The organism is Pseudomonadota bacterium (assembly GCA_008501635.1).
Classification (GTDB): domain Bacteria; phylum Pseudomonadota; class Gammaproteobacteria; order QQUJ01; family QQUJ01; genus QQUJ01.
Genome location: QQUJ01000012.1, coordinates 70,299 through 92,611, shown reverse-complemented (window position 1 = coordinate 92,611; position 22,313 = coordinate 70,299). Strand labels below are relative to the sequence as shown.

The following is a 22,313-nucleotide window of genomic DNA, read 5'->3' as shown; positions in this document are numbered from 1 at the left end:
ACTGAACTCGTTGATCCATCGCACAGGTCTCTTTCCAGGGCATCGGCAAGTCCTCCTTGCCAACGCAATCTACCCTGTAAACCTTGTGCCCGGTCTATTCTGTAAACCATGTTACCGGTCTGTACCCTCCTCTCCCTCAGGGGCGAGGGGGCGAAACAGAGGAATCCAGTGGACAAATTGCGCTTACCTTGCGACCAGACCATCTGTAGGAGCGAAATCATTCGCGAACGGCGGTACGGATCGGCACCACGTCTTTCGCGGCTGAAGCCGCTCCTACAGGGGGGCTTCCCTTAGGTAAGCACACCTCTGGCGGGAGCATCGGGGCGAGCGCGAACCTCAGACGACAACATGCAGACAGAGCCGACCATGACCATTCCAACCATCCTCCACTACATCAACGGCCGACGTATAGATGGCGAACACCGCCGCTGGGGCGATGTCTTCAACCCCGCGAGCGGTGAGATTAGCGGTCGCGTACCGCTCGATTCCGCGCAAGAGGTCGAACAGGCAGTAACCGCAGCCAGGCAGGCCTTCCCGGCGTGGGCGGCGACCACACCCCTCAACCGCGCCCGTGTACTGTTTCGCTTCAAGCAGATCCTGGACGAACGCCGCGACGAGCTGGCACGCGTCATAACCAACGAACACGGCAAAGTGTTCAGCGATGCCGTTGGCGAAGTGACCCGTGGAATCGAAGTGGTCGAATTCGCCTGCGGAGCGCCGCAGTTGTTAAAAGGCGAATTCACCGAAGACGTCGGCCGCGAGATCGACAGCCACGCCTTCCGCCAACCCCTGGGCGTCGTCGCCGGAATCACCCCGTTCAACTTCCCCGCCATGGTCCCCATGTGGATGTACCCGGTGGCGCTCGCCTGCGGCAACACCTTCGTGCTGAAGCCATCGGAGCGCGATCCCTCCGCCTCGCTGCTGGTCGCCGACTGGCTGCGCGAGGCGGGGCTGCCCGACGGTGTCTTCAACGTTGTGCACGGCGACAAGGAGGCGGTCGATGCGCTGTTGGCGCACCCTGATGTAGCCGCCGTCAGCTTCGTTGGCTCGACGCCGGTGGCGCGCCACATCTATACGACGGGTTGTGCCAACGGCAAACGCGTGCAGGCGCTGGGCGGCGCAAAAAACCATCTGGTAGTGATGCCCGATGCCGATCTCGATCAGGCGGCCGATGCGCTGATGGGTTCGGCCTACGGTTCGGCGGGCGAGCGCTGCATGGCGATCTCGGTGGCCGTCGCGGTGGGCGAGGTGGGCGATGCGCTCGTCGACAAACTGGCACAGCGCATCGCAACCCTCAAGGTGGGTCCCGGTACCGATCCGGAATCGGAAATGGGACCGCTGGTCACACGCGCGCACTGGGAGCGTGTCACCGGCTACATCGATCTCGGTGTGGAGGAGGGCGCGACCCTGGTTGCGGATGGCCGCGGTCTGAGTGTCTCCGGCCACGAAAGCGGCTTCTTCGTCGGTCCGACGTTGTTCGATCATGTCCAACCCACTATGCGCATTCATCATGAGGAGATTTTCGGTCCGGTACTCTGCATCGTGCGCGCACCCGATTTTCAATCGGCGGTGCAACTCATCAACGCGCACGAATACGGCAACGGCGTCGCCATCTTCACCCGTGACGGCGGCACAGCGCGTGCCTTCTCCCACGCCATCCACGTCGGCATGGTCGGTGTCAACGTCCCCATCCCCGTGCCCATGGCCTTCCACAGCTTCGGCGGCTGGAAGGCGTCATTGTTCGGCGACCATCACATCCACGGCCCGGAAGGCGTGCGTTTCTACACCAGGATGAAAACCATCACCACTCGTTGGCCGGCGGGAGAACGGTTGGGTGCGGAGTTCGTGATGCCGACGATGAAGTAGGACGCCCTCCAATCTGAACTTTGGTCGTCATCCCCGCGAAAGCGGGGAACCAGTCCAGAAGTGGGATTGAGAGTACTGATCCCTTTTTTACAAGCACCTTTTCACTCGAAGCCGGCGTACCGGGTTGTCTGTGCGCCGTAGAGTCGAGGCCGGGCACAAGTGGGTTAGCGGTGGGGTATATTAGGGGCAATTGTTCTCTGAGACGGGTTTTTCATGTTCTTGCGATCGGTATTGTCCCTCGGTCTATTTACCATCACTTTTCCAACGCTGATATCAGCGCACGATTCACTGGACAGGGTGGGTTATCAACGCGTCTTCCCGGCACTCAGTTTTGCAGCGCCGACGTTGTTGCTGCAGCGAGCAGGCGACGACAGCAAATTCTATATGCTGGAAAAATCCGGAAGAATCTACGCGTTTGAGAATCGCCAGGGTGTTCGAGAGAAGTCACTGTATCTGGATATCAGCAAAGACAGGGTCGATGAGTCGTTCGAGGGCGGGCTGCTGGGCATGGCCTTTGACCCGGCATTCTCCACAAATCGTTATGTGTACCTGTCCTACACCACCAGTGATGCGCCAGAGAGGGATAACAGCAGGCAACTGGTGTCGAGGATCTCACGCTTTATCGCCAATGCCGAGAACAGCGCATTGCTGCCCGACTCAGAGTTAGTGTTGCTGTCCATTGATCAACCCCACAACAATCATAACGGTGGGCAGATCGACTTCGGGCCTGACGGTTACCTGTATGCGGGATACGGCGATGGCGGCAGTTGGGGAGACCCGGACAGAAATGGACAAAATACATCGACTCTGCTGGGAACCATGCTGCGAATTGACGTATCCGAATTCGACCAGCAGGCGAGTGCGCAGAAAAGGTATCGTATTCCCGCGGGCAATCCGTTTGCCAGTAGTGCTGATTGCGTTACCGGCGAGGGGTGCCCGGAGATCTATGCCTGGGGTTTCCGAAATCCCTGGCGTTGGAGTTTTGACAAGAAAACCGGTCACTTGTGGGTAGGCGATGTCGGGCAGGGTGAGCGGGAGGAGATCGATCTGGTGGAGAAGGGGGGGAATTACGGCTGGAATTGCTATGAAGGGAATGCAGAGTATCGGTTAAGCGCTTGTGAGCCGGCGAAGAAATTCATAAAGCCTGTACACGATTACAAACATATGCCTTCGGCTTCCAGCAGCGACGGGATGGCTGCCTCGGTTACTGGTGGTTTCGTCTATCGAGGCAATAAAGTGCCCGAACTGTACGGAAGTTATGTTTATGCTGATTTCGTGTTTGGCAAGATCTGGGTTCTGAAAGAACCATACTCGGGCAGCCCGGAAAATAGTGAACTGTTCGATACCGATTCACTCATTGTCACCTTTGCGCAGGACAACCAGGGCGAACTGTATTTTGTAGATTTTGGCCATAACGGCGCCATCTATCGGCTGGTTACGAGTTCGGAATAGAAAAAGGAAAAAGGAGTAATTACCCCTAAATGTTCGCTGAATGAAACAGGCCTCGGCGGAGGTATACTGACACAACATTCGGTATACCGGTCGTTAGGGTGTATGTATGAGGAGAGAGGGCGAACCTGCCTGGAATTGTTCCGATCGGTGGTTGAGGCAGAGCAGGTGCACCAGATTCGCTGTGCGGTACAGACGGGTACGCCCCTGGGCAATGATCGATTCCGGGAACAAATCGAAAACACACTTCGATGCCATGTAGGGCACCCGCGGCGCGGACGACCGCGATCAACCAGAAAATTTGGGTACTGAACCCTTTTCGGACCCCTTTTCGCGCAACCTGAGCGGTTTTCCGGATACGCGACTGAATCGCCTCGCCATCGTTTACCCCGGTGTGGCATCATCCCCGCCTCACCGAGGAGAAAAGTTTGATTTCCAACGAACGGACGCGCTGGTCCATCGTTTTTGCCGCCACGGCCGCGGGTATCGCCGCGGGTCTGCAGGTGGGCAAGGTGCCGCCGGCCATACCCGCGATACGCGAGAGTCTCGATATCGGTCTGGTGGCCGCCGGCTGGATCGCGTCGATCTTCAATCTCACCGGCGCGACGTTGGCCATAGCCAGTGGCTTGATCACCGATCACACCGGGGCGCGGCGGGTGGTCTCGGCCGGGCTGCTGTTGCTCGCGCTCGGCGCGTTCGCGGGCAGTTTTGCCGAAGGTGCGATCAGCCTTCTGCTGGCACGCACGCTGGCAGGCCTGGGATTGGTGACGATTGCCGTCGCCAGTCCACGCCTGATCGTTTCGGCGGCGCGGCCGCGCGATTACGGACTGGCGCTGGGCATCTGGAGTATCTACATGCCTTGCGGGATGGCGCTGGCCATGGTGCTCGCACCGCTGTTTCTCGATACCGTCGGTTGGCGGGGCTTCTGGTTGGCCAATGCGCTGCTGATGGTGGCCATCTGGGCCTGGTTCATGTGGGCGACGCGCTCGGTCTCGCCGCCCGTCGTCAGCGACGGTGCCAGGCAGCGCACCTGGCGCGACATTGCTCCGGTCATCAAGCTGCCGGGCCCGTGGATACTGGGTGCGATCTTCGGCTGCTACGCGCTGCAATTCTTTGCCATGCTGTCCTGGCTGCCGACGCTGCTGATCGAGACGCAAGGCATGGCGGTAGCCACCGCGTCGCTGCTGGGCGCACTCGCGGTCGCCGCCAACATGATTGGCAATCTGGGCGGTGCGTGGTTGATGCATCGACACGTTCCGCGCTGGACGCTGCAGTTGGTTGCGCTGGTGGTGATGGCACTGTGTGCAGCAGTGGTGTTTTCGGCGGGTACACCGCCAGGGTGGATCGTCCCGGCTGCGTTTCTCTTCTCCGCCGCGGGTGGCCTGCTGCCGGCGGCGACGCTGGCGTCGTCCGCGTTTCATGCGCCGCGCGCCGATCAGGTGGGCACCGTCAACGGCGTCATCGTGCAGGGCGCCAATCTGGGCAGCCTGTCGGGGCCTCCGCTGATGGCGCTGGCCGTGAGTCTGGCCGGAGGGTGGACCGGCACCTGGTGGTTGCTGGTGATTTCCGGTGCGCTGGGAATGGTGTTGATAGCGATCTTACGGCGCGTCGAACGCGGTCTCGGGATATAGCGAGGCTGGAACGCAAGGTGCGCGACAGTACTGGACGGATCTAACGCCAGCGCTTTTTGCGCCGATAGCGCTGATACCCTTTCACGGATTCTTCCGCAGCAATACCGAGGTAGAACTCCTGCACGTCGGGATCGTTGGCGATCTCATCGGCGCTGCCGTCGAGCACGAAACGCCCGTGCTCCATCACCAGGGCGCGGTCGGCCACCGATAACGCCATGCGCGCGTTCTGCTCCACCAGAAAAAGGGTTACCCCGGCTTGGTTGATGGTGCGCAGAATGGCGAAGATCTCCTGGACCAACAGCGGCGAAAGACCGAGCGAGGGTTCGTCGAGCATCAACAGCCTGGGTTTGCCCATCAGGGCGCGGGCGATGGCCAGCATCTGCTGCTCACCCCCGGACAGCGTCCCGGCCCACTGATCGCGCCGTTCCAGTAGACGCGGAAAGTAGCCGAACATGCGGTCGAGGTCCGTGGTGATCTCATCGCGGCGGGTGAAGGCGCCGGCCTGCAGATTCTCCAGCACCGTCAGTTCGTGAAACACCTCGCGTCCCTCGGGGACATAGGCGATGCCGCGCCGGGCGATCTCTTCGGTCTGGGCGCGGTGGATCGGCTCGCCGTCGAACAGGATGGTGCCCTTGTCCGGCTGATCGTCGAGCAGCCCCATGATGGTTTTCAACAGTGTGGTTTTCCCGGCTCCGTTGGCGCCGAGTACCGCGACGATGCCGCCTTCGTCGAGTTCCAGCGATGCCCCGCGCAGAGCCTGAATCAATCCGTAATAGGTGTCGACGTTGGCGAGAGTGAGGAATGCGCTCATGCCGTTGTTTCGCCGAGGTAGGCCTTGAGTACTTCGGGATGTGCACGCACCTCGGGGGGTGTGCCTTCGGCGATGCGCTCGCCGTAGTTGAGAGCGATCACCCGGTCCGCCAGGTCGCCGACGAACTGCATGTCGTGCTCGATCAGCAGCACCGCAATGCCGAACAGCTGGCTGATATCCTCGATCCAGATGCGCAGATCCTGTTTCTCTTCCAGATTCATGCCCGCCGCCGGTTCGTCGAGCAGCAGCACGCGCGGCTCCATCGCCAGCGCGCGGCCGAGTTCCACCACCTTCTGCACGCCGTAGGGCAGGTTGCCAACGCGTTCGCCGCGCACCGCCTGCAGGTCGAGAAAATCGATGATCTCCTCGACACGCTGACGATGCCGCCGCTCTTCCCGGGCGGCAGGCGTCGCTGCACCGAGCAGCGCCATCCCCGACAACACCCCGGTACGCATATGCAGATGACGACCCAGCAACAGGTTGTCGACCGTGGTCATGTGCTTGAACAGTTCGATGTTCTGGAAGGTGCGAGCGATGCCGAGCCCTGCCACCTTGTGGGGGCGTAGTCCCTGGATCTCGCGTCCGTCGAGAACGATGCGGCCCCGGTTTGGCTGATAAAGCCCGGAGATGCAGTTGAAGACCGTGGTTTTGCCCGCGCCGTTGGGGCCGATCAATGCGAGTATCTCGCCGGCGTCAAGGCCCAGACCGACGTTGTGCAGGGCCTTGACGCCACCGAACGAAATCCCCAACCCATCGATCTGCAACAGGGTGGACACTAGTTTCCGGCCTCCGCTGTTGTCCCATAAGCGGCGTATCGTAACCACGTGACCCGCAATGAGTGCGGTCGCCTGCTGACGGTGAGGTACGCGGACATGATTCAGGCCGGATTGAATGTCCCTTCTCCCTCAGGGAGAAGGACAGGAAGAGGGGGCGGATCAACCGGTTTCTTAAGCCGTTTGGATTCCCTCACCCCCACCCTCTCCCGGAGGGAGAGGGTGTTTATGGGACAGGACACCGTTTACTTCGGTTCGGTCCAGGGGGTCAGCTGGACCACCCCGACGCCGGTATCATCGGTCTTGGCCAAAAATACCGCCCGCTGTCCCTGGCGCTCGCCGGGGCCGAAGGAGATGTTGCCAAGTATACCTTTGAAGTCCTTGATCGACTCCATCGCGCTGACGAACTTCTCGCGCGTCAGGTCGCGACCGGCGCGGCGCAAGCCCTCGACCATCGGCTCGACAAAGCCGATTCCGGCCATGAAGAACACGCCCCAGCGCTCGCCCTGCTGGGCATACTTGGCAAACGCATCGCGGTATTTCTTCATCGCGGGAGTATCGGCATCCGGCAGTTCACTGAAGCTGGCGAAGATGATGTTTTTCCACAACCCGCCGGTGATGGTGTGCATCAGCGGAGCATCGGAGAGCGTCGAACTGGTTGCCCATTGCGGTGCGAACTGCAGTGCAGCCGCGGTCTTCAGGGTGATCACCGCGTGCGTCGGGTTGACCCACATCACCACCGCGTCGGCGCCGCTCTGCTTCAGCTTCAGTACATGCGACTTGAGATCACGGTCGGCCTGGTTGAGCGGCACTTCGATGGCCGGTTTGATGCCCAGTCTGGTCATCTCCTCAACGGCGCCGCGATGGCCGTTCTCGCCATACTCATCGCTGGCGTAGAGGATGGCGATGTTCTTCTTGCCTTCCTTTTGCACCAGATGGCGCACCAGCAGTTTGGCCTCGTCTGCATACAGCGGGTAGAGCGAGAAGAGATACTTTTGCGGTGGGGTGATCCAGTGCAGCGAGCCGGCGGCCGGGCCCACCCACGGAATGCCGCGCTCCATCAGGTAATCCTTGACCGCCAGGCCGGGTGAGGTACCGACGCCCGAGGCGAAGCCGAAGATGCCCGGCTCCTTCTCGACCAGCTCCTTCACGCCCGCCACGGTTTTGGCCGGATTATATTGGTCGTCGAACATGTGATAGACGATCTTGCGGCCATGGATGCCGCCTTCTTCGTTGATCATCTGAAACAGCATACCGGTACCGCGGGCCACCGAGCCCCAGGGCGCGGCGGGACCGGTCTGCGGCCCCCACTGACCGATGTGGATCTCGGTGTCGGTGACACCGGTCAGCTCCGCAGCGGTTGCCGGTCCTTGGGCCACGGCGAAAATACCCGCCGCAAACGCCGTAATTTGCCCTAATTTTTTCAACATTATCGACCTCCTCCAGAGATTGTTATCACACCTTTTTGACATAGTGGCGGGCCAGCAGGCCCGAGGGTTTGATGGCCAGCATCAAAAGAATAGCCGCGAATGGGACGATGGACTTGAAAGCCGTCGAGACGTAGAAACCGAACAGGTTCTCGACGATGCCGATAATCGCCCCGCCGAGCGCGGCGCCGGGCAGCGAGGTCATACCGCCGAGCACCGCGGCGGCAAAACCCTTCATCATCGGATCCCACATCATGTAGGGTTCGACGGTCGTCGCCGGACCGACCAGCAGCCCGGCGATGCCGCCCACCACCGCCGCCAGCGCCCAGGCAAACATCTCCACACGGCGCACACGGATACCCATCAGTCGCGCCACCGCCCGGTTCTGCTGCGTGGCGCGCATCGCCAGCCCGGCCTTGGAACGGTTGAGAAACAGAAACAGCGTGGCGATGGTCACGGTGGCGATGGCAATGGTGAGCAGTTCCAGGTAACTCATGATGACGTTGCCGGCGACGATGCCGTCGTAGGGGCTCAAGGGGATCGGCATGTTGCGCGGCTCCCCGCCCCATTTCCAGGAGGCGAAACCGAACACGATCATCTCGATGCCGAGGGTGATGATGATCAGGCCGAGCACGCTGGGTTCCTTGGCGCGGCGCAGAAACGCGAACTCGGCAAAGGCGCCGAGCCCGGCGGCGAAGGCCAGCGCCAGGAGTATGGCAGCGAGGAACGGCAGCCCGCTGCTGACCAGCAGGCTCAGGGCGACGAAGGTGGTCATCATCGCCATGTCGCCCTGGGCGAAATTCAGCACCTCGGTGGTGCGGTAGATGGTCACCATCGCCAGCGCTATCAACGCGTAGACCGCGCCCGCGGAGATGCCGCTGAACAGGACCTGGGGGAGCGAGCCGAAGGCGTCCATCTCAGTTCACAGCGGCCAGGTGCGCCAGTAGCGCTTGACGCGTATCCACAGGCCGTAGAGGCCGAGCGGCTCGAACAACATGATCATGACCAGAATGACGCCGTAGACGATGAACTGGATGTTGGCCATGCCGGTTTCCATGAAGTGGCGGCCCAGGAACTCGGCGATCTCCTGTCCGGCGAGGGGGATCTGTTCGAAATCGGCCATCTTCAGCCCCTTCAGCTTCAGGTTCAGCAGGCTGATGGTGACGGCGCCGAGAATGGCGCCGAGGATCGAGCCGACCCCGCCGATCACCACCATGGCAAGGAACAGGATCGAGAGCATCAGGTTGAAGGTGGTGGGATCGACCTGCCCCAGGTGGAACGCAAACAGCCCGCCACCGATGCCGGTGAAGAAGGCGCTGACCGCAAAGGCCAGGGTCTTGTAGTAGGTCAGATCGACGCCGGCGCAGGACGCTGCAACGTCCGAGTCGCGGATGGCGATAAAGGCGCGTCCGACGCGGGTGCGGATCAGATTGCGCACCGCCAGCAGCGACAGTCCCGTGGTCAGCATGATCAGAACGTAGAGATTCTGCTCGCTGCTGAAGTCGGGCAGGAAGCGAACGGTGAAGGGCGGCACCGCGGGCCCGGTGGCGCCGCCAAACACGCTCGCCTTGGCAAATACGGTTTCCACCGTGAGCCCGAATCCGAGCGTGACCACGGCCAAATAGGGGCCCTCGAGCCGCAGGGCTGGAAGCCCAAGCAGAAAGCCGAAGGCGGCGCCGATTAATCCGGCGCACGGTATTGCCACGAGTATCGGCAGGCCGGCGTTGGTCAGAAGAACCGTGGCGTAGGCGCCGATGGCGAAGAACCCGGCATGGCCGAGCGAGATCTGCCCCGTGTAGCCAACCAGCACGTTGAGCCCCAACGCCACGATGACATTGATGGCGACGTAGCCCATCACGTAGAGCTGATAGTTGTCGAGAAAGAAGGGGGCGATGACCAGGGCGAGGGCCACGGTACCGATCCACAGGCCTTTCGGCAGCGTGTCGAAGAGCCGCAGGTCTTCGTAGTAGGAGCGCTTCATGTCCATGACCGTCTCCATCGCTCTTCTCGGGGTTGTTGTTCTTAGCGACTTGGGTCGATGCTACTATCGCCCCATCTTGGCCACAAGTGGTCCACCAACAAACCAACGGGCGAGGGGATGGTAATGGACACAGACGGTGTAGGAGCGGTTTCAACCGCGAACGTCGAGGCCGAATCGGGCGGCAGATCGCGAATGAATTCGCTCCTACGGCCTCTCAACCGCGGCGGCACCGAAATTTCCACGGCGATTACGGCGCCGGGACTGTTGTTTGCGCATGCGGCTCGCCGCGGTGCGGCAACGGCGTTGCGATACAAGCATCTTGGCTTGTGGCGCGACGTCAGTTTCAGCGCGTATGCCGATGCGGTGCGCGCCGCCGGTCGGGGGCTGCTGGCCTTGGGTGTGAAAGCCGGCGAGCGGGTGTCGGTGATTGGCGAGAATCGCTGCGAGTGGTTGTACACCGATCTTGCGGTACAGGCGATAGGCGGCGCTTCGGTCGGCATCTACACCACCAATGCGGCCGCCGAATGCGCCTATATCCTCGCGCACTCGGAGAGCGTCGTCTTTATCGTCGAGAACGAAGAGCAGCTCGACAAAGCGTTGCAGGCCCGCAATGAACTGAGCGCGCTGAAATGGATTGTGGTGATGGACATGGAGGGGTTGAAGGATTTCTCCGATCCCATGGTGATCTCGTGGGCTGAGATGCTGGAGCGCGGTCGTGTCAGCGAAACCGCGGCGACGGAGTTCGATGCCCGGTTGGCCGCGCTCGATCCCGATGCGATGGCGACTCTGATCTACACCTCGGGCACCACCGGGCAACCCAAGGGCGCGATGCTCAGTCATCGCAATATTGTCTGGACCAGCCGCTGTCTGGCCGATCTGTTCGATGTCGATGACGACGAAGACGTCGTCTCGTTTCTGCCGTTGAGCCATATCGCCGAGCGCATGCTATCGACCTACATCGCGCTGGCGGCCGGCTATCGGGTCAATTTTGTCGAGAATGTCGATGCGGTGACGAAGAACATCGTCGAAGTCTCGCCCACCTTTTTCTTCTCGGTGCCGCGCATCTGGGAGAAGTACCAATCGCTGATCCTGATCAGGATGAAGGATGCGCAGTGGTTCAAGCGCCGCGCCTTGGGTGCTGCGCTGGCTATCGGTCGTGCCTACGCAATCGCGAAACTCGACGGTGAACGCCGTGTGCCGCTGGGATTGCAGCTCGGCTATGGACTGGCCAACCTGATGGTGCTGGCAAAACTGCGCGAACGTCTCGGCTTCGAACGGGTGCGGATCGCGGTGAGCGGTGCGGCAGCGATCTCGCCCGACGTGTTGCGTTTCTTTCACGCGGTGGGCGTGCCGCTGCGCCAGATCTACGGGCAGACGGAAGGGAGTGGCCCGACCACCTGCCATCAGGGTGAACTCATCGATCCCGACAGCGCCGGACCGCCGATTCCGGGCGTCGAGATCCGCATTGCCGAGGATGGCGAGATACTGCTGCGCGGTCCCAACGTCTTTCTCGGTTACTTCCGAAATCCCGAAGCGACCGCGGAGACGGTTCAGGATGGGTGGCTGCATTCCGGGGATGTCGGCGAGATCGATGTACGCGGATTTTTGCGCATCACCGATCGCAAGAAGGACCTGATCATCACCTCGGGCGGCAAGAACATCGCGCCGCAGTTGATCGAGAACCAGCTCAAAACCAGCCCCTACATCAACGATGCGATTCTGATCGGCGACGGGCGCAAATTCGTCACGGCGCTGATCGTTATCGACGAGGAGTACGTGATCAAGTTTGCGCAGGATAACAAGGTCCAGTACACGACCTACGCATCGCTCTCCGAGGCGCCGGCGGTGCGCGAGCTGATCCTGGAGGAGGTGCGCGGTGTCAATCGCAATCTGGCGCGCGTCGAGCAGATCAAGCGCTTCTATATACTGCCCAAGAAACTGCTGGAAGAAGACGGCGAGGTCACTCCGACATTGAAGGTCAAGCGTCGTTCCATCAATCAGCAGTTTGCGAATACCATTCAGGCGATGTATCGCGGCGAGGCGGGTGTCGCGGTCTGAGCGTGTGCAGCGTGCTTTGCCACAGCACTATCGGCGGCAGGAAGACAGATGGAAAAAAGCCGAAGCGGTAGTCGCTTCGGCTTTTTCTGCTGATTACCCCACGGCGCCTGTCACCATACCTCTGCAGGAACCTGCAAACGCTCCACGGGTTTGCCGCCGATGAGGTGTTCCTGAACGATCTCCGGCACATCCTTTGCCGCCACGCCGCCGTACATGATGCCGTCGGGGTAGACCACGACCACCGGGCCAACGCTGCACGCTCCCATGCATCCGGTCGTGGTGAGAGCGAAACGCCCAAGCAATCCACGCTCGTCGAGTTCGGCGAAGAACTGCTGAGCCAGTTCACCGCCGCCGCCGGCCCCGCAGGAGGGTTGTGGCACGTGCGGTGGTTTATTCTGCGTGCAGACAAAGATGTGACGTTCAGGTTTCGGCATGGCCTCTCCTTTGATGCGGGTTTCTGGAATCGTGCATTGTACGCACTTGATTGCGGGTTGGGTGCCTGGATTCGACCTCGGGCGCTGGATCAGGCGGCGGCGGTGGCTGCTGCGCCGCTGGCCAGACCGGCATACAGCGCGCGGAACTCCGCGGTCAGTTTATGGCGTTTGTCGAGATGCACCATCGGCAGCGCCCGCTGATGGGATTCGCGGATCTTCACCGAACTGGAGATGTAGGGTTCCAGGATGGGCAGACCTTCGCTGCGCAGTTCGTCCACCAGCGCCCGCGGCAGGCGCGCGCGCCTGGAACTGGTTGACCACGATGCCTTCGACGCGCAGCGCGCGGTTGTGGTCGGACTGAATCTCGCGCACCCCGTCGAGCAGGGTATAGAGCGCACGGCGCGAGAAGTCGTCGCAATCGAAAGGAATAAGGCAGCTGTCGGCGGCTATCAGGGCCGAGCGGGTGTAGAAGTTGAGCGCCGGCGGGGTATCGATGAAGATGGCGTCGAACTCACCGTTCAACTCTTCCAGAGCCTCGCGCAGCTTGAACATCTTGTAGCGCGATTCCAGTTTTCCCTGCAGCTCTTCCAGGGCCGGGGTGGCGGCGAGCAGATGGAGGCCGTCGAAAGGCGTGGGTGCGACGAACTCCATAGGTTTCTTCGGGTAGAAGCTGAAGCCCAGGGTTTCGTTGAAGAAATCCGCGATGCTGGATTCCAGATGCTCGGCCTGGGCGCCGAGCAGATAGTGAGTGGAGTTGGCCTGGGGGTCCAGGTCGATCACCAGGGTGCGTTGTCCCGCGCTGGCGCTGATCGCCGCCAGATTGCAGGTGATGGTCGATTTGCCGACACCACCCTTCTGATTGAACACCACGCGCCGCATGGTCATCTCCTTGTGCGCTGCAACAAACGGGCGTCAGTGTACTCTACTCGTACCGATTGCGCACCCGTTTCACCCGTTCAGGAAAGGTTCAGGCGCACGGGGGTAACGTGATACCCGACGCTAGCGAATGCGCGGATTTTGAAAGGAGAAAACAATGGCTCGCTTAGGTTATCTGTTTCTGGTCGCGGTACTCGGTTTCACGGTGATGGGACCTTCTTTGGCTGAAGCCGGCGAGCGGCAGGGTCTCAAGCAGTACTATTCCGGAGGGCATACGGGAAAGCCCACCAAGCACGCCCCGATACGTCAGTGGGACGATCGCAGGTACGGGCACCATCCGCGCCACTGGCGGTACCAGCAGCGCCATGTTCCGCGCCGTTGGGGGCACCGTCATCACGTGCACCGTCCTCCGGTGCGCCGTTACTACTATGCGCCGCCGGTGAGACATTACGGTCGCGATCATCGCGCTTCGAGTCCGTATGGCTACTACTCCAACGACGCTGGATCGATCGATTTCAATATCAACTATCGGCTGTTCTTCTAACGCATCGGTAAATTGGGATAAGCGGTCTCGGTCAGCGAGGGTAAGTCGCCAATAATCAGTGACTTACCCTCTTTGGCGCGAATCGGGATCGCATCTGCAGCAGCCGGCGATCCCTGTTTTTTGTCACCAATACCGCCATTTCGAGTCACAATAAGGTTAGAGATAGCGCCGCGGAGGACACCGAATCAATGACCATCGTCGATACCATTGCGCTCACCATGGGCGTGGCGTGGGCCAGCGGCATCAATCTCTATGCCGCACTGTTCATGCTGGGTTATCTGGGTACCACCGGCCAGATTGCATTGCCACCCGATCTGGCGATCCTCGCCGATCCGATGGTGATGGCGGCTGCCGGATTCATGTACTGCGTGGAGTTTTTCGCCGACAAGGTGCCCGGTGTCGATACCGGGTGGGATGCGATCCACAGCTTCATCCGCATCCCCGCCGGGGCCGTTCTGGCGGCCGGCGCGGTGGGGGAGATCGGCCCCGCCGCCCAGCTGGCGGCCGCGATCGGCGGCGGCGGTCTGGCGGCAACCACCAATTTCACCAAAGCCGGTACGCGCGTGCTGGTCAATACCTCACCCGAGCCGGTCAGCAACTGGACACTCTCGATCGGTGAAGATCTTGCGGTGATCGCCGGACTCTGGACCGCGCTGCACTACCCGTTGGCGTTCATCGCGCTGCTGATCGTGGCGGTGCTCGCCATGGCCTGGGCGCTGCCACGGTTGTGGCGGGCCATCAAGGCGGTGTTCCGTAAATTGGCGGGCTTCTTTGGCGGCGCTAAACCTGAGCCGGATCCGTCGCTGACGCCCGAGGCACGCGCCAGTCGCCGTACCGAACTGCTGCGCTCACTCTCTCCCGATAAGGGGGCTCCCGAGCGCTAGCGCCCTTTATCCCTTGTGTGAACAGGTGTTTGGCCCGCAGCCGCGGGCCGTTATTTGCAGATGCACCTGATACGTTGATCTCGCGTACAATCCTTCCCTTTCCGCTTCGCTCAGGTGGCTTCTCTCATGCGCACGGAGTTTGTCGTACTGATTACCCTGGCCGTTATCCTGTTTGCCGCGGTGCTTGCCAACTTTCTCATTCTCAGCTTCGCAAGCTGACCCGATCTGTCTTTGAGGGGATCGCCATGCCTCACTATCCTGCTTTCTTCGAACGACTTCCTACGCTCACGCTGCGCGATCCGCTGAGTGAGTTCCTCGCCGCAGCCGAGGGCGGCCTGATCGAATACTCGTATCTCGATGCGGTGAAGCTGGCCGGGCACTCGTGTCCGACCGTCGCGGGCGCCTGGTTGATGGCCGTCAAATCGCTGACCTATCTTTATGGCGCCGATCGGCCGGAACGGGGAGCCATCCGCGTGCGCCTTCCCGGTGCCGCCGACGAAGGCGTGACGGGGGTCATCGCCAACGTGCTGACACTCATCACGGGGGCTGCGGCCGAAGGTGGCTTCAAGGGTATAGCGGGGCGGTTCGCGCGCTGTGATCTGCTGAGTTTCGGTGAAGAGGTGGAGGGCGATGTCGCCTTTGAACGACTGGATACCGGTCAGCAGGTGGTGGCGATTTATGACGCCTCGATCGTGCCGCCGGATCCCGAGGCGCAGCAAATTGCCCCCGCCGTGATCAGTGGCCGTGCCGACACTGCGATGACGCAGACTTTCGGCCGACTCTGGCAACAGCGTGTGGAACGCATCTTGACAGAGTTCGCTGATGATCCACGCTTGATTCAATTGCAGCCGCTATGAGTTGAAGCAACCGCCAACCGGGAGCAGAGCAATGATCGTATTAGTGACAGGCGCCACCGCGGGGTTCGGCATGGAGATAGCGCGGCGCTTCGCGCAACAGGGTCACCAGGTGATCGCGTCCGGTCGCCGTGAAGAGCGACTGACTGAACTGCAGGCCGAGTTGGGCGAGCGCTGCCTGCCATTGGTGCTCGATGTCACCGATCGCAAAGCGGTGGAGCGCGCATTGACGGAACTGCCTGCGGAATTTTCCGCTATCGATGTGCTGGTCAACAATGCCGGTGGTGCACTGGGTTTGGAGCCGGCGCACAAGGCGCAGCTCGACGATTGGGACACCATGGTCGACACCAACATCAAAGGTCTTATGTACTGCACGCGCATGGTGTTGACCGGCATGTTCGAACGCAATCGCGGGCATATCGTCAACATCGGATCGGTGGCGGGAAAATTTCCCTATCCGGGTGGTAACGTCTATGGTGCCTGCAAGGCCTTCGTGCACCAGTTCAGTTTGAATCTGCGCACCGATCTGCTGGGTACGGCGGTGCGGGTCAGCAATATCGAACCCGGCTTGTGCGGCGGGACGGAGTTCTCGCAGGTGCGCTTCAAGGGCGACACTGCCAAGGCGGACTCGATCTATGCCGGGACCGAACCGCTCACTGCCGTCGATATCGCTGATACGGTGGAGTGGATCGTCAATCGGCCGCCGCACGTCAACATCAACGAGGTGCAGCTGATGCCGGTGTGTCAGGCGCCGGGGGCGATGGCGATTCATCGCCGGTCTTAGGCGATCGATTCCGTTTTCGCGGGTGGGTTTCTGCTCTGTTGCTCACTCGGTTTCGGTTTGGTGGAGTAACACATTGTGTCGTCGGGTAAGCGATAACCTGGCGACAGGCAGAGGTGAGCGATGAGTGCTCTCAGTGTTCTTGGGTTGGCCGGGGCTATGTTCTTGCTGGCAGTTACACCGGGTCCCGGCGTGTTTGCCACCGTGGCGCGGGCACTTGCCTCCGGATTCGGGCACGCGACGGTGGTGGTGTTGGGTATCGTCAGCGGTGACCTGCTCTTTTTATTGTTGGCGATCTTCGGTCTGGCGGCCCTGGCCGAGGTGCTTGGTGGTTTGTTTGCCGTAGTTAAATATGTGGGCGCCGGCTATCTGATCTGGCTGGGTCTGCGTTTGTGGATGACGACGCCCGAATCGACAGAGCTCAAGGGGGTGCGTGAGCTGTCATGGAAGGCCAATTTCTTCAGTGGTCTGGTGATCACCCTGGGCAACCCCAAGGTCATCCTCTTTTACCTGGGATTTTTACCTACCTTTCTCGATCTGACGCGACTCGAAGCGATGGACATAGTTGTGGTGGCTACGGTGGTTTCCGTGGTGCTCGGCGCTGTGTTGCTGGGCTATGCGTATGCGGCCGGTCGAGCGCGAAAGTTGTTCGCAAGTCCGCGCGCGAAACGGACACTGAACCGCAGTGCCGGCAGCGTCATGATTGTCACAGGAGCGGTTCTTGCCACCAGATAGTGTAGATCGGGTTAGCGCAGCGTAACCCGACGCTGGAGGGTAATTGTGGAAATTGTGTCGGCTTACGCTGCGCTAACCCGATCTACCGGTACCGAAGTTATTGCGATTGTGGAAACAGGGATTCGCCCCTGTTTTACGCTACTCTCAATCCTTTCACCCTTACTGCGCAGACAAACCGATGGTCGATGAAAAAACCGGGATTTTTCCCGAAATCCGCTGGTTCGAAGATTTTGCGGTCGGGCAGACGTACGTCTTCGGCGCCTGGCGCATGACGGTCGAGTCGATGCTCGACTTTGCACGAGTCTACGATCCGGAACCCTTCCATCTTGATGAGCAGGCCGCGCGCGCACTGGGTTGGGACGGCCTGATCGCCTCGGGTCTGCAGATCGCCTCGATCTGGCGCCGTCTCAGCAAGGATGCGTTTCCCAACTCCGAAACGGTGATTTCGCCGGGCTGGGACGACATCCGCTGGATGCTGCCGGCCTACGCCGGCGATGTACTTGCCTCGCACACCGAGATCACCGAGGTGCGCACGCTCTCCAGTCGGCCGGACGAAGGTCTGGTCAAGCTGCGCAACACACTGGTGCGCCAGGACGGCAAGCCGGTCGCCAAACTGACCTCCAACTGGTTTGTACGGCGGCGCGCGGAACGGGATTGAGTATCCCTTTTAGAACCTATCCCAAGATCCCGCGCGTGCTGTGTTGAGCCCCAGAGGTGCGCTGGGTAGGCCCGAAGGCGCAGCCAATAGCAACCGCTATTGGCAAGTCGAGAACACCGCCAGCGCACCTCTGGGGCCAACCCGAAGGGCCGGCCACTCGTGGCTCCAGCACGGTGTTGCGGCTCGCTCATTGGGAATGACCCAACCACGCTCGCCGCGCCTGGCGCTCGAACCACGAGCGACCGGCACAGCTCGCGGGGGATTTTGAGATAGGTTCTGATACACAGCCCGGCACGCTTGAACTGTGTACTATGCCGGTTGATTGAGATGAACATACCCGGTGTCACCTGGTCCCTGGCGCAGATGATGCGACCGAAAGGAATCGCTCAGCAATGCAATGCACATCGTCTTTCAGGTACCAGCTACGGCGCCTGCTGGCCGGCGGTTTGCTCGCGGTCAGCGTTGTCTCGGTGGTGCCAGCCCAGGAGCTGCCGGCTGCACCCAAAACAGAGAGCTCGACGGCCGACCGCGGCAAGTTCGAGGAGCTGCAGGGTGCGTTCCGCAGCGGTGAGGAGGTCACCGAGGCCTGTCTGAAATGCCACACCGAGGCAGCCAACAGGTTATGGCCACACGCCATTGGATCTGGGACTACACCAACCCAAGCACCGGCCAGCGTCTTGGCTATCCGCTCGTCAAGCTGGTCATCAATCCGCTCGTCTGGGTGAGCGGCTTGGCCCTTCTCTACTACCCGGCTTGGCGCGACGCCGCAAGCCTGCCGGTCCTTGGTACGGTAGCCATTTTGCACACTGTCGGCGCTTTCCTGATGCTGATCATCCTGGTGGCGCATGTCTATCTCGCCACTACCGGTCATACGCCGCTGGCCCATATCCGGGCGATGATCACGGGCTGGGAGGAAGCGGAGGAATAGGTGCGTTTGGTGACGAAAGGCCCTGTGTCATTACGTTTTATATTGGGGTATGTTGGGCAGATCAAGCGCCGTCCGGCGTCGATCTCCCCCAGCGCTTGCGGGTTGCCTGAGATTATCGCTGTGTAGTCCTCATAAGGAGAGTGTACTGATGGACAGATCGACGAACGCCACACAACACGCCATTGTGACAATCCTGTGGATGGCTGCGTTACTGGGAATGGCATCCGCTTCCTGGGCCCAGGATTTCAGCAAGGCCGAACGGCTGTATGATGATCATTGCGCTGTGTGTCATGGGGCAGACCGCGGCGGATACATTGGGCCGGCATTGAACAGCGATCAAACCACGCTCACTCAGCAGCAGGTCAGTGCCAAGATCCAGACCGGGGGCGCGGCGACCATGATGCCGCAACATCCCACGTTGTTCGGTAAATTATCAGTCAACGAAATGGATCTGCTGGCCTCTCTCATAACAGCGCGCCCGAAACGATCCCTGTCCTGGGGATTGAGCGATATACGAAATTCGCTTGAGGTGTTCGTTGCCGATGAATCAACCCTGCCCAACAAACCGACCTACCCGATAGAGAACGTTGACGACTTGATGGCCGTAATGGCACGCGGACACTTCGCCGCCGGCGACGGATCCAAAATCGTATTCTTTGACGGCAGAACCAACAAAAAGATTGGCGAAATACCCACCGGTTTTGCACCGCATCTCATGGACTTCCACCCAAAGCAGGAACGGTGGGCCTATGTTCGGGATGATATCGGCTATATCCACAAGATCGATCTGTACTCGTTGAAGATTGTGCGCAAGGTACGGGCCGGGTTGAATGGCACATCACTCGCAGTATCGCGTGACGGACGATATCTTGCTGCGGGTTCCTTTGTACCGAATACGGCGGTGATTCTGGATGCCGCGACCCTGGAGCCACTCAAGCTGATGGAACTGCGCGGCAATGACCTGGACGGCAAGATGGTCGAGGCCGACTCGGGCATGATCACCAGCACGCCTTATGCAGACATCTTCGTGGTAGCACTCGAACAGGCCGGCCAAGTGTGGATAGTGGATGTCGATAAGCCGGATATGCCCATCACAAAAATAACCGATGTGGGCCGGCATCTGCACGATGCATTCCTCTCTCCGGAGGGTCGTTTCGTGCTTATTGCCTCTTACGACGACAACATCATCGCCGTCATCGATCTGGCCGAAAATCGGGTTGTAAAAAGAATTCCGGCCGGCTGTCAACCGCACCTCGGTTCGGGGGCTGTTGTGAGGTCACAAGGCCGACTGCTGGGTATTGGCACCAACATTGGTTCACACCCTTGTGAGTCGTACGAAGTGACCGTTTTCGACATGGATACGTTCGAGGTCGTCAAGCGCATTCCCGTTCTGGGACCCACCGAATCACCCGCTGCGCATCCCAAGGCCCCCTACATTGTGGTCGATATCGTTGGCACAGGTCCGGCTGCGAACAAGATCCAGTTTATAGATAAGAACAGTCTCGATGTGGTGAGGACTCTGACTGTTGCGGGGACACTCGGTCGCTCACACTTTCCAGAGTACACCGCGCGCGGCGAATATATATACGTCAGCGCCGGGTATGGCGGTGATCGAACCGCCGGACGTGTTGGTGACCGGCTCATGATCTACGATGCAAAGACGCTGAAGAGAGTGAAGGCGGTATCAATGGAGGTGCCCGCAGGCGTGTTCTCACGTGTGCGCGCGCGCACAGTGGTGGTGGGGCTCCAGGGTACGGTGCATTAAAGAGCGGGTTGTCAATAGGCACAAGAGCCAAGGAACCTCTGATTAAGTCTGGTTAGAAGAGAGTGTTGATCAGAAGGCACAGCTCGCGGGGAATTTTGAGATAGGTTCTAGGCATCTGCCCTTTTGGCAAGCCCTCGCAATGCAAGCGTGACGCCTAAAATCATGAGCGGCAACGGCTCTTTTGACAGGGCAGTTCGTGGCAATAAATACCTTGCGAAAATAGAGCGCTAAACCATCAATAACGTGATGGACGGCGTATTGAGCGCTTGATTGCTGTGAAATCCTCTGACCAGCACGATGTAGTCGCCCGCTGCGGCGATACCGGATTGCTGTGCAACGCGGCGTGCCAGTTGATTGGGATGGGCGTGCCCTGCGTCCTCGGCGAGTATCGGCAACGTACCCCACTGGAGGTTCAGTCGGTGGTATGTCCTGGGGTCGGCGGAGATGGCCAACAGCGGCGCAGAGGGGCGCGCCGAGCTGATGGTGACCGCTGACATGCCGGTGTTGGACAGACTCAGTATCGCTTTGGCGTCGATCTGTTTGGCCAGGTTGGCGGTGGCATGCGCGACCGCGTGACCGAAGGGCACAGGCCCCTCGATCCGACCGAGATCGCGTTCCAGGTCGGCAAAGTTGTTTTCCTCGAAGAGATAGGCTTCGGTCTGGTGGATGATGCGCGACATCATCTGCACGGTTTGCACCGGGAACGAACCGGAGGCGGTTTCGCCCGAGAGCATCACCGCATCGACGCCGGCGATTACCGCCTGTGAGATGTCGGACACCTCGGCGCGCGAAGGCCGCGTATTCGCCATCATCGACTCGAGCATCTGAGTGGCCACGATGACCGGTCGGTTGAGGTTGCGCGCCATGTCGATCAACTTGCGTTGCGCGATGGGTACCTGTTCCGGTTTCAGCTCCACACCCAGGTCGCCCCGCGCCACCATGACGGCGTCGGAGACGCCGATGATCGCGGCGGCGTTTTCCAGGGCTTCGGGTTTTTCGAATTTGGCGATGATGCCTGCAGGATGATCGGTCTGTTCGATCAGTCGTCGCAGATCGGTAACGTCGGCGGCACGGCGCACGAAGGAGAGGGCCAGGAAGTCCACGCCCATCGCCAGTGCGAAGCGCGCATCGGCTTTGTCCTTGTCGGTCAGCGAAGGCGCCGAAATCGAGACGCCGGGGAGGTTGATACCCTTCTTGTCCTTGAGCACGCCACCGTGAACAACGCGGCATTGGATCTCGGTGCCCACAATTGATTCAACCTCGATCTCCAGCTTGCCGTCATCCAGCAGAATGCGGTTGCCTGGCTTTACATCGTCCGCCAGCGCTTCGTACTGCGAGGGGATGAGGCCGGGTGATCCGGTTGTGTCGCGGGTGGTTACGACCACGCTGTCGCCGGTTTTCAGATCGATCTGTTTTTCTTTGAACAATCCGGTGCGGATCTTGGGGCCGCAGAGATCGGCGAAGATTGCCACCGGCAGCGCCAGCCGCTGGGCGGTAGCGCGGACGCGCTCGTAGAGTTCGCGATGACCGGCCTGACTGCCATGCGACATGTTGAGCCGGAAGACATTGACGCCGGCGGAGATGAGTTGCGCAATGGTCGCTTCGTCCGCGCAGGACGGACCCAGCGTGGCGACGATTTTTGTGCGGCGGTATTTCAGGAGATCGAGCTGCGTTTTGATGACCATAGGCGACTCTGGTGTGGGCTTGCGTCTGGTATCGATGCCGCCGGGGCGAGTAAGCCGTGACGCGGCTTCCGGGTCAGCCATTTGATAACACAGAAAAGTGAGGTAGGGTTAATCCACTCGATACTGGAACCTGTTTCAAAACCCCCCGCGTGGGTTTCTGAGACAGGTTCTAA

General features: G+C 60.4%; 18 protein-coding genes and 2 pseudogenes. 12 read left to right on the top strand and 8 right to left on the bottom strand.

The genetic code is table 11. The features are described from left to right. The first annotated feature begins 366 nt into the window (after positions 1-366). From mmsA to DWQ09_06840, 3 genes are all read left to right on the top strand, one after another. On the top strand, positions 367-1,866 hold the full coding sequence (gene mmsA, locus DWQ09_06850; GenBank protein ID KAA3628933.1) for a methylmalonate-semialdehyde dehydrogenase (CoA acylating): 1,500 nt from the start codon (positions 367-369) through the stop codon (positions 1,864-1,866). 213 nt (positions 1,867-2,079) lie between these two features. Then, positions 2,080-3,318: a glucose sorbosone dehydrogenase gene (locus DWQ09_06845; protein KAA3628925.1), complete on the top strand. Its 1,239-nt coding sequence runs from the start codon at positions 2,080-2,082 to the stop codon at positions 3,316-3,318. 365 nt (positions 3,319-3,683) lie between these two features. Then, a complete protein-coding gene (locus tag DWQ09_06840) occupies positions 3,684-4,946 on the top strand; it encodes an MFS transporter (protein KAA3628924.1) in 1,263 nt (420 codons plus the stop codon). A 40-nt stretch (positions 4,947-4,986) separates the two neighbouring features. Here the strand turns inward: DWQ09_06840 and DWQ09_06835 are convergent, their stop codons facing one another. From DWQ09_06835 to DWQ09_06815, 5 genes are all read right to left on the bottom strand, one after another. Continuing rightward, complete coding sequence (locus DWQ09_06835; protein ID KAA3628923.1) at positions 4,987-5,757, bottom strand: ABC transporter ATP-binding protein; 771 nt, start codon at positions 5,755-5,757, stop codon at positions 4,987-4,989. Then, a complete protein-coding gene (locus tag DWQ09_06830; GenBank protein KAA3628922.1) occupies positions 5,754-6,533 on the bottom strand; it encodes an ABC transporter ATP-binding protein in 780 nt (259 codons plus the stop codon). The genes DWQ09_06835 and DWQ09_06830 overlap by 4 nt, the downstream gene beginning before the upstream one ends. Before the next feature lie 242 nt (positions 6,534-6,775). After that, positions 6,776-7,960, bottom strand: a complete 1,185-nt coding sequence (locus tag DWQ09_06825; protein KAA3628921.1) for an ABC transporter substrate-binding protein — start codon at positions 7,958-7,960, stop codon at positions 6,776-6,778. A 25-nt stretch (positions 7,961-7,985) separates the two neighbouring features. Then, positions 7,986-8,873: a branched-chain amino acid ABC transporter permease gene (locus tag DWQ09_06820; protein KAA3628920.1), complete on the bottom strand. Its 888-nt coding sequence runs from the start codon at positions 8,871-8,873 to the stop codon at positions 7,986-7,988. 6 nt (positions 8,874-8,879) lie between these two features. Next, positions 8,880-9,944: a branched-chain amino acid ABC transporter permease gene (locus DWQ09_06815; protein KAA3628932.1), complete on the bottom strand. Its 1,065-nt coding sequence runs from the start codon at positions 9,942-9,944 to the stop codon at positions 8,880-8,882. Positions 9,945-10,130: 186 nt separating this feature from the next. On the opposite strand from DWQ09_06815, the gene DWQ09_06810 reads away from it, so the two are divergent. After that, positions 10,131-11,996, top strand: coding sequence for a long-chain fatty acid--CoA ligase (locus DWQ09_06810; protein ID KAA3628919.1), 1,866 nt, complete (start codon positions 10,131-10,133; stop codon positions 11,994-11,996). Positions 11,997-12,106: 110 nt separating this feature from the next. Here DWQ09_06810 and DWQ09_06805 read toward each other — a convergent pair whose 3' ends face one another. After that, positions 12,107-12,430: a (2Fe-2S) ferredoxin domain-containing protein gene (locus tag DWQ09_06805; protein ID KAA3628918.1), complete on the bottom strand. Its 324-nt coding sequence runs from the start codon at positions 12,428-12,430 to the stop codon at positions 12,107-12,109. 89 nt (positions 12,431-12,519) lie between these two features. Beyond that, positions 12,520-13,309, bottom strand: a pseudogene (locus DWQ09_06800) (ParA family protein). A 154-nt stretch (positions 13,310-13,463) separates the two neighbouring features. Between DWQ09_06800 and DWQ09_06795 the strand changes: the two are divergent. From DWQ09_06795 to DWQ09_06760, 8 genes and pseudogenes are all read left to right on the top strand, one after another. Then, positions 13,464-13,850, top strand: a complete 387-nt coding sequence (locus DWQ09_06795; protein ID KAA3628917.1) for a hypothetical protein — start codon at positions 13,464-13,466, stop codon at positions 13,848-13,850. A gap of 188 nt (positions 13,851-14,038) precedes the next feature. Beyond that, positions 14,039-14,734 carry a DUF4126 domain-containing protein gene (locus tag DWQ09_06790; protein ID KAA3628916.1) on the top strand — a complete coding sequence of 232 codons (696 nt, stop codon included), beginning with the start codon at positions 14,039-14,041 and terminating at the stop codon, positions 14,732-14,734. A gap of 245 nt (positions 14,735-14,979) precedes the next feature. Then, the gene (locus tag DWQ09_06785; protein ID KAA3628915.1) at positions 14,980-15,591 is read left to right on the top strand and encodes a hypothetical protein; all 612 of its coding nucleotides are present in this window, start codon (positions 14,980-14,982) and stop codon (positions 15,589-15,591) included. Positions 15,592-15,622: 31 nt separating this feature from the next. Continuing rightward, on the top strand, positions 15,623-16,372 hold the full coding sequence (locus tag DWQ09_06780) for an SDR family NAD(P)-dependent oxidoreductase (GenBank protein ID KAA3628914.1): 750 nt from the start codon (positions 15,623-15,625) through the stop codon (positions 16,370-16,372). A gap of 120 nt (positions 16,373-16,492) precedes the next feature. Then, complete coding sequence (locus DWQ09_06775) at positions 16,493-17,104, top strand: LysE family translocator (GenBank protein ID KAA3628913.1); 612 nt, start codon at positions 16,493-16,495, stop codon at positions 17,102-17,104. A 178-nt stretch (positions 17,105-17,282) separates the two neighbouring features. Then, the gene (locus DWQ09_06770) at positions 17,283-17,762 is read left to right on the top strand and encodes an acyl dehydratase (protein KAA3628912.1); all 480 of its coding nucleotides are present in this window, start codon (positions 17,283-17,285) and stop codon (positions 17,760-17,762) included. A gap of 512 nt (positions 17,763-18,274) precedes the next feature. Continuing rightward, a pseudogene (locus DWQ09_06765) lies at positions 18,275-18,444 on the top strand (cytochrome C). 394 nt (positions 18,445-18,838) lie between these two features. Continuing rightward, positions 18,839-20,455, top strand: coding sequence for a cytochrome C (locus tag DWQ09_06760; GenBank protein ID KAA3628911.1), 1,617 nt, complete (start codon positions 18,839-18,841; stop codon positions 20,453-20,455). A 227-nt stretch (positions 20,456-20,682) separates the two neighbouring features. Here the strand turns inward: DWQ09_06760 and pyk are convergent, their stop codons facing one another. Continuing rightward, positions 20,683-22,221 (bottom strand): pyruvate kinase, encoded by a 1,539-nt coding sequence (gene pyk, locus DWQ09_06755; protein KAA3628910.1) that lies wholly within the window; start codon positions 22,219-22,221, stop codon positions 20,683-20,685. Positions 22,222-22,313: the final 92 nt, after the last annotated feature.

Bases quoted from the DNA above. Each gene is read 5' to 3' on its own strand.
- mmsA (KAA3628933.1), top strand. From the start codon at position 367: ATGACCATTCCAACCATCCTCCACTACATCAACGGCCGACGTATAGAT.
- DWQ09_06845 (KAA3628925.1), top strand. From the start codon at position 2,080: ATGTTCTTGCGATCGGTATTGTCCCTCGGTCTATTTACCATCACTTTT.
- DWQ09_06835 (KAA3628923.1), bottom strand. From the start codon at position 5,757: ATGAGCGCATTCCTCACTCTCGCCAACGTCGACACCTATTACGGATTG.
- DWQ09_06825 (KAA3628921.1), bottom strand. From the start codon at position 7,960: ATGTTGAAAAAATTAGGGCAAATTACGGCGTTTGCGGCGGGTATTTTC.
- DWQ09_06820 (KAA3628920.1), bottom strand. From the start codon at position 8,873: ATGGACGCCTTCGGCTCGCTCCCCCAGGTCCTGTTCAGCGGCATCTCC.
- DWQ09_06815 (KAA3628932.1), bottom strand. From the start codon at position 9,944: ATGGACATGAAGCGCTCCTACTACGAAGACCTGCGGCTCTTCGACACG.
- DWQ09_06810 (KAA3628919.1), top strand. From the start codon at position 10,131: ATGAATTCGCTCCTACGGCCTCTCAACCGCGGCGGCACCGAAATTTCC.
- DWQ09_06805 (KAA3628918.1), bottom strand. From the start codon at position 12,430: ATGCCGAAACCTGAACGTCACATCTTTGTCTGCACGCAGAATAAACCA.
- DWQ09_06795 (KAA3628917.1), top strand. From the start codon at position 13,464: ATGGCTCGCTTAGGTTATCTGTTTCTGGTCGCGGTACTCGGTTTCACG.
- DWQ09_06790 (KAA3628916.1), top strand. From the start codon at position 14,039: ATGACCATCGTCGATACCATTGCGCTCACCATGGGCGTGGCGTGGGCC.
- DWQ09_06785 (KAA3628915.1), top strand. From the start codon at position 14,980: ATGCCTCACTATCCTGCTTTCTTCGAACGACTTCCTACGCTCACGCTG.
- DWQ09_06780 (KAA3628914.1), top strand. From the start codon at position 15,623: ATGATCGTATTAGTGACAGGCGCCACCGCGGGGTTCGGCATGGAGATA.
- DWQ09_06775 (KAA3628913.1), top strand. From the start codon at position 16,493: ATGAGTGCTCTCAGTGTTCTTGGGTTGGCCGGGGCTATGTTCTTGCTG.
- DWQ09_06770 (KAA3628912.1), top strand. From the start codon at position 17,283: ATGGTCGATGAAAAAACCGGGATTTTTCCCGAAATCCGCTGGTTCGAA.
- DWQ09_06760 (KAA3628911.1), top strand. From the start codon at position 18,839: ATGGACAGATCGACGAACGCCACACAACACGCCATTGTGACAATCCTG.
- pyk (KAA3628910.1), bottom strand. From the start codon at position 22,221: ATGGCTGACCCGGAAGCCGCGTCACGGCTTACTCGCCCCGGCGGCATC.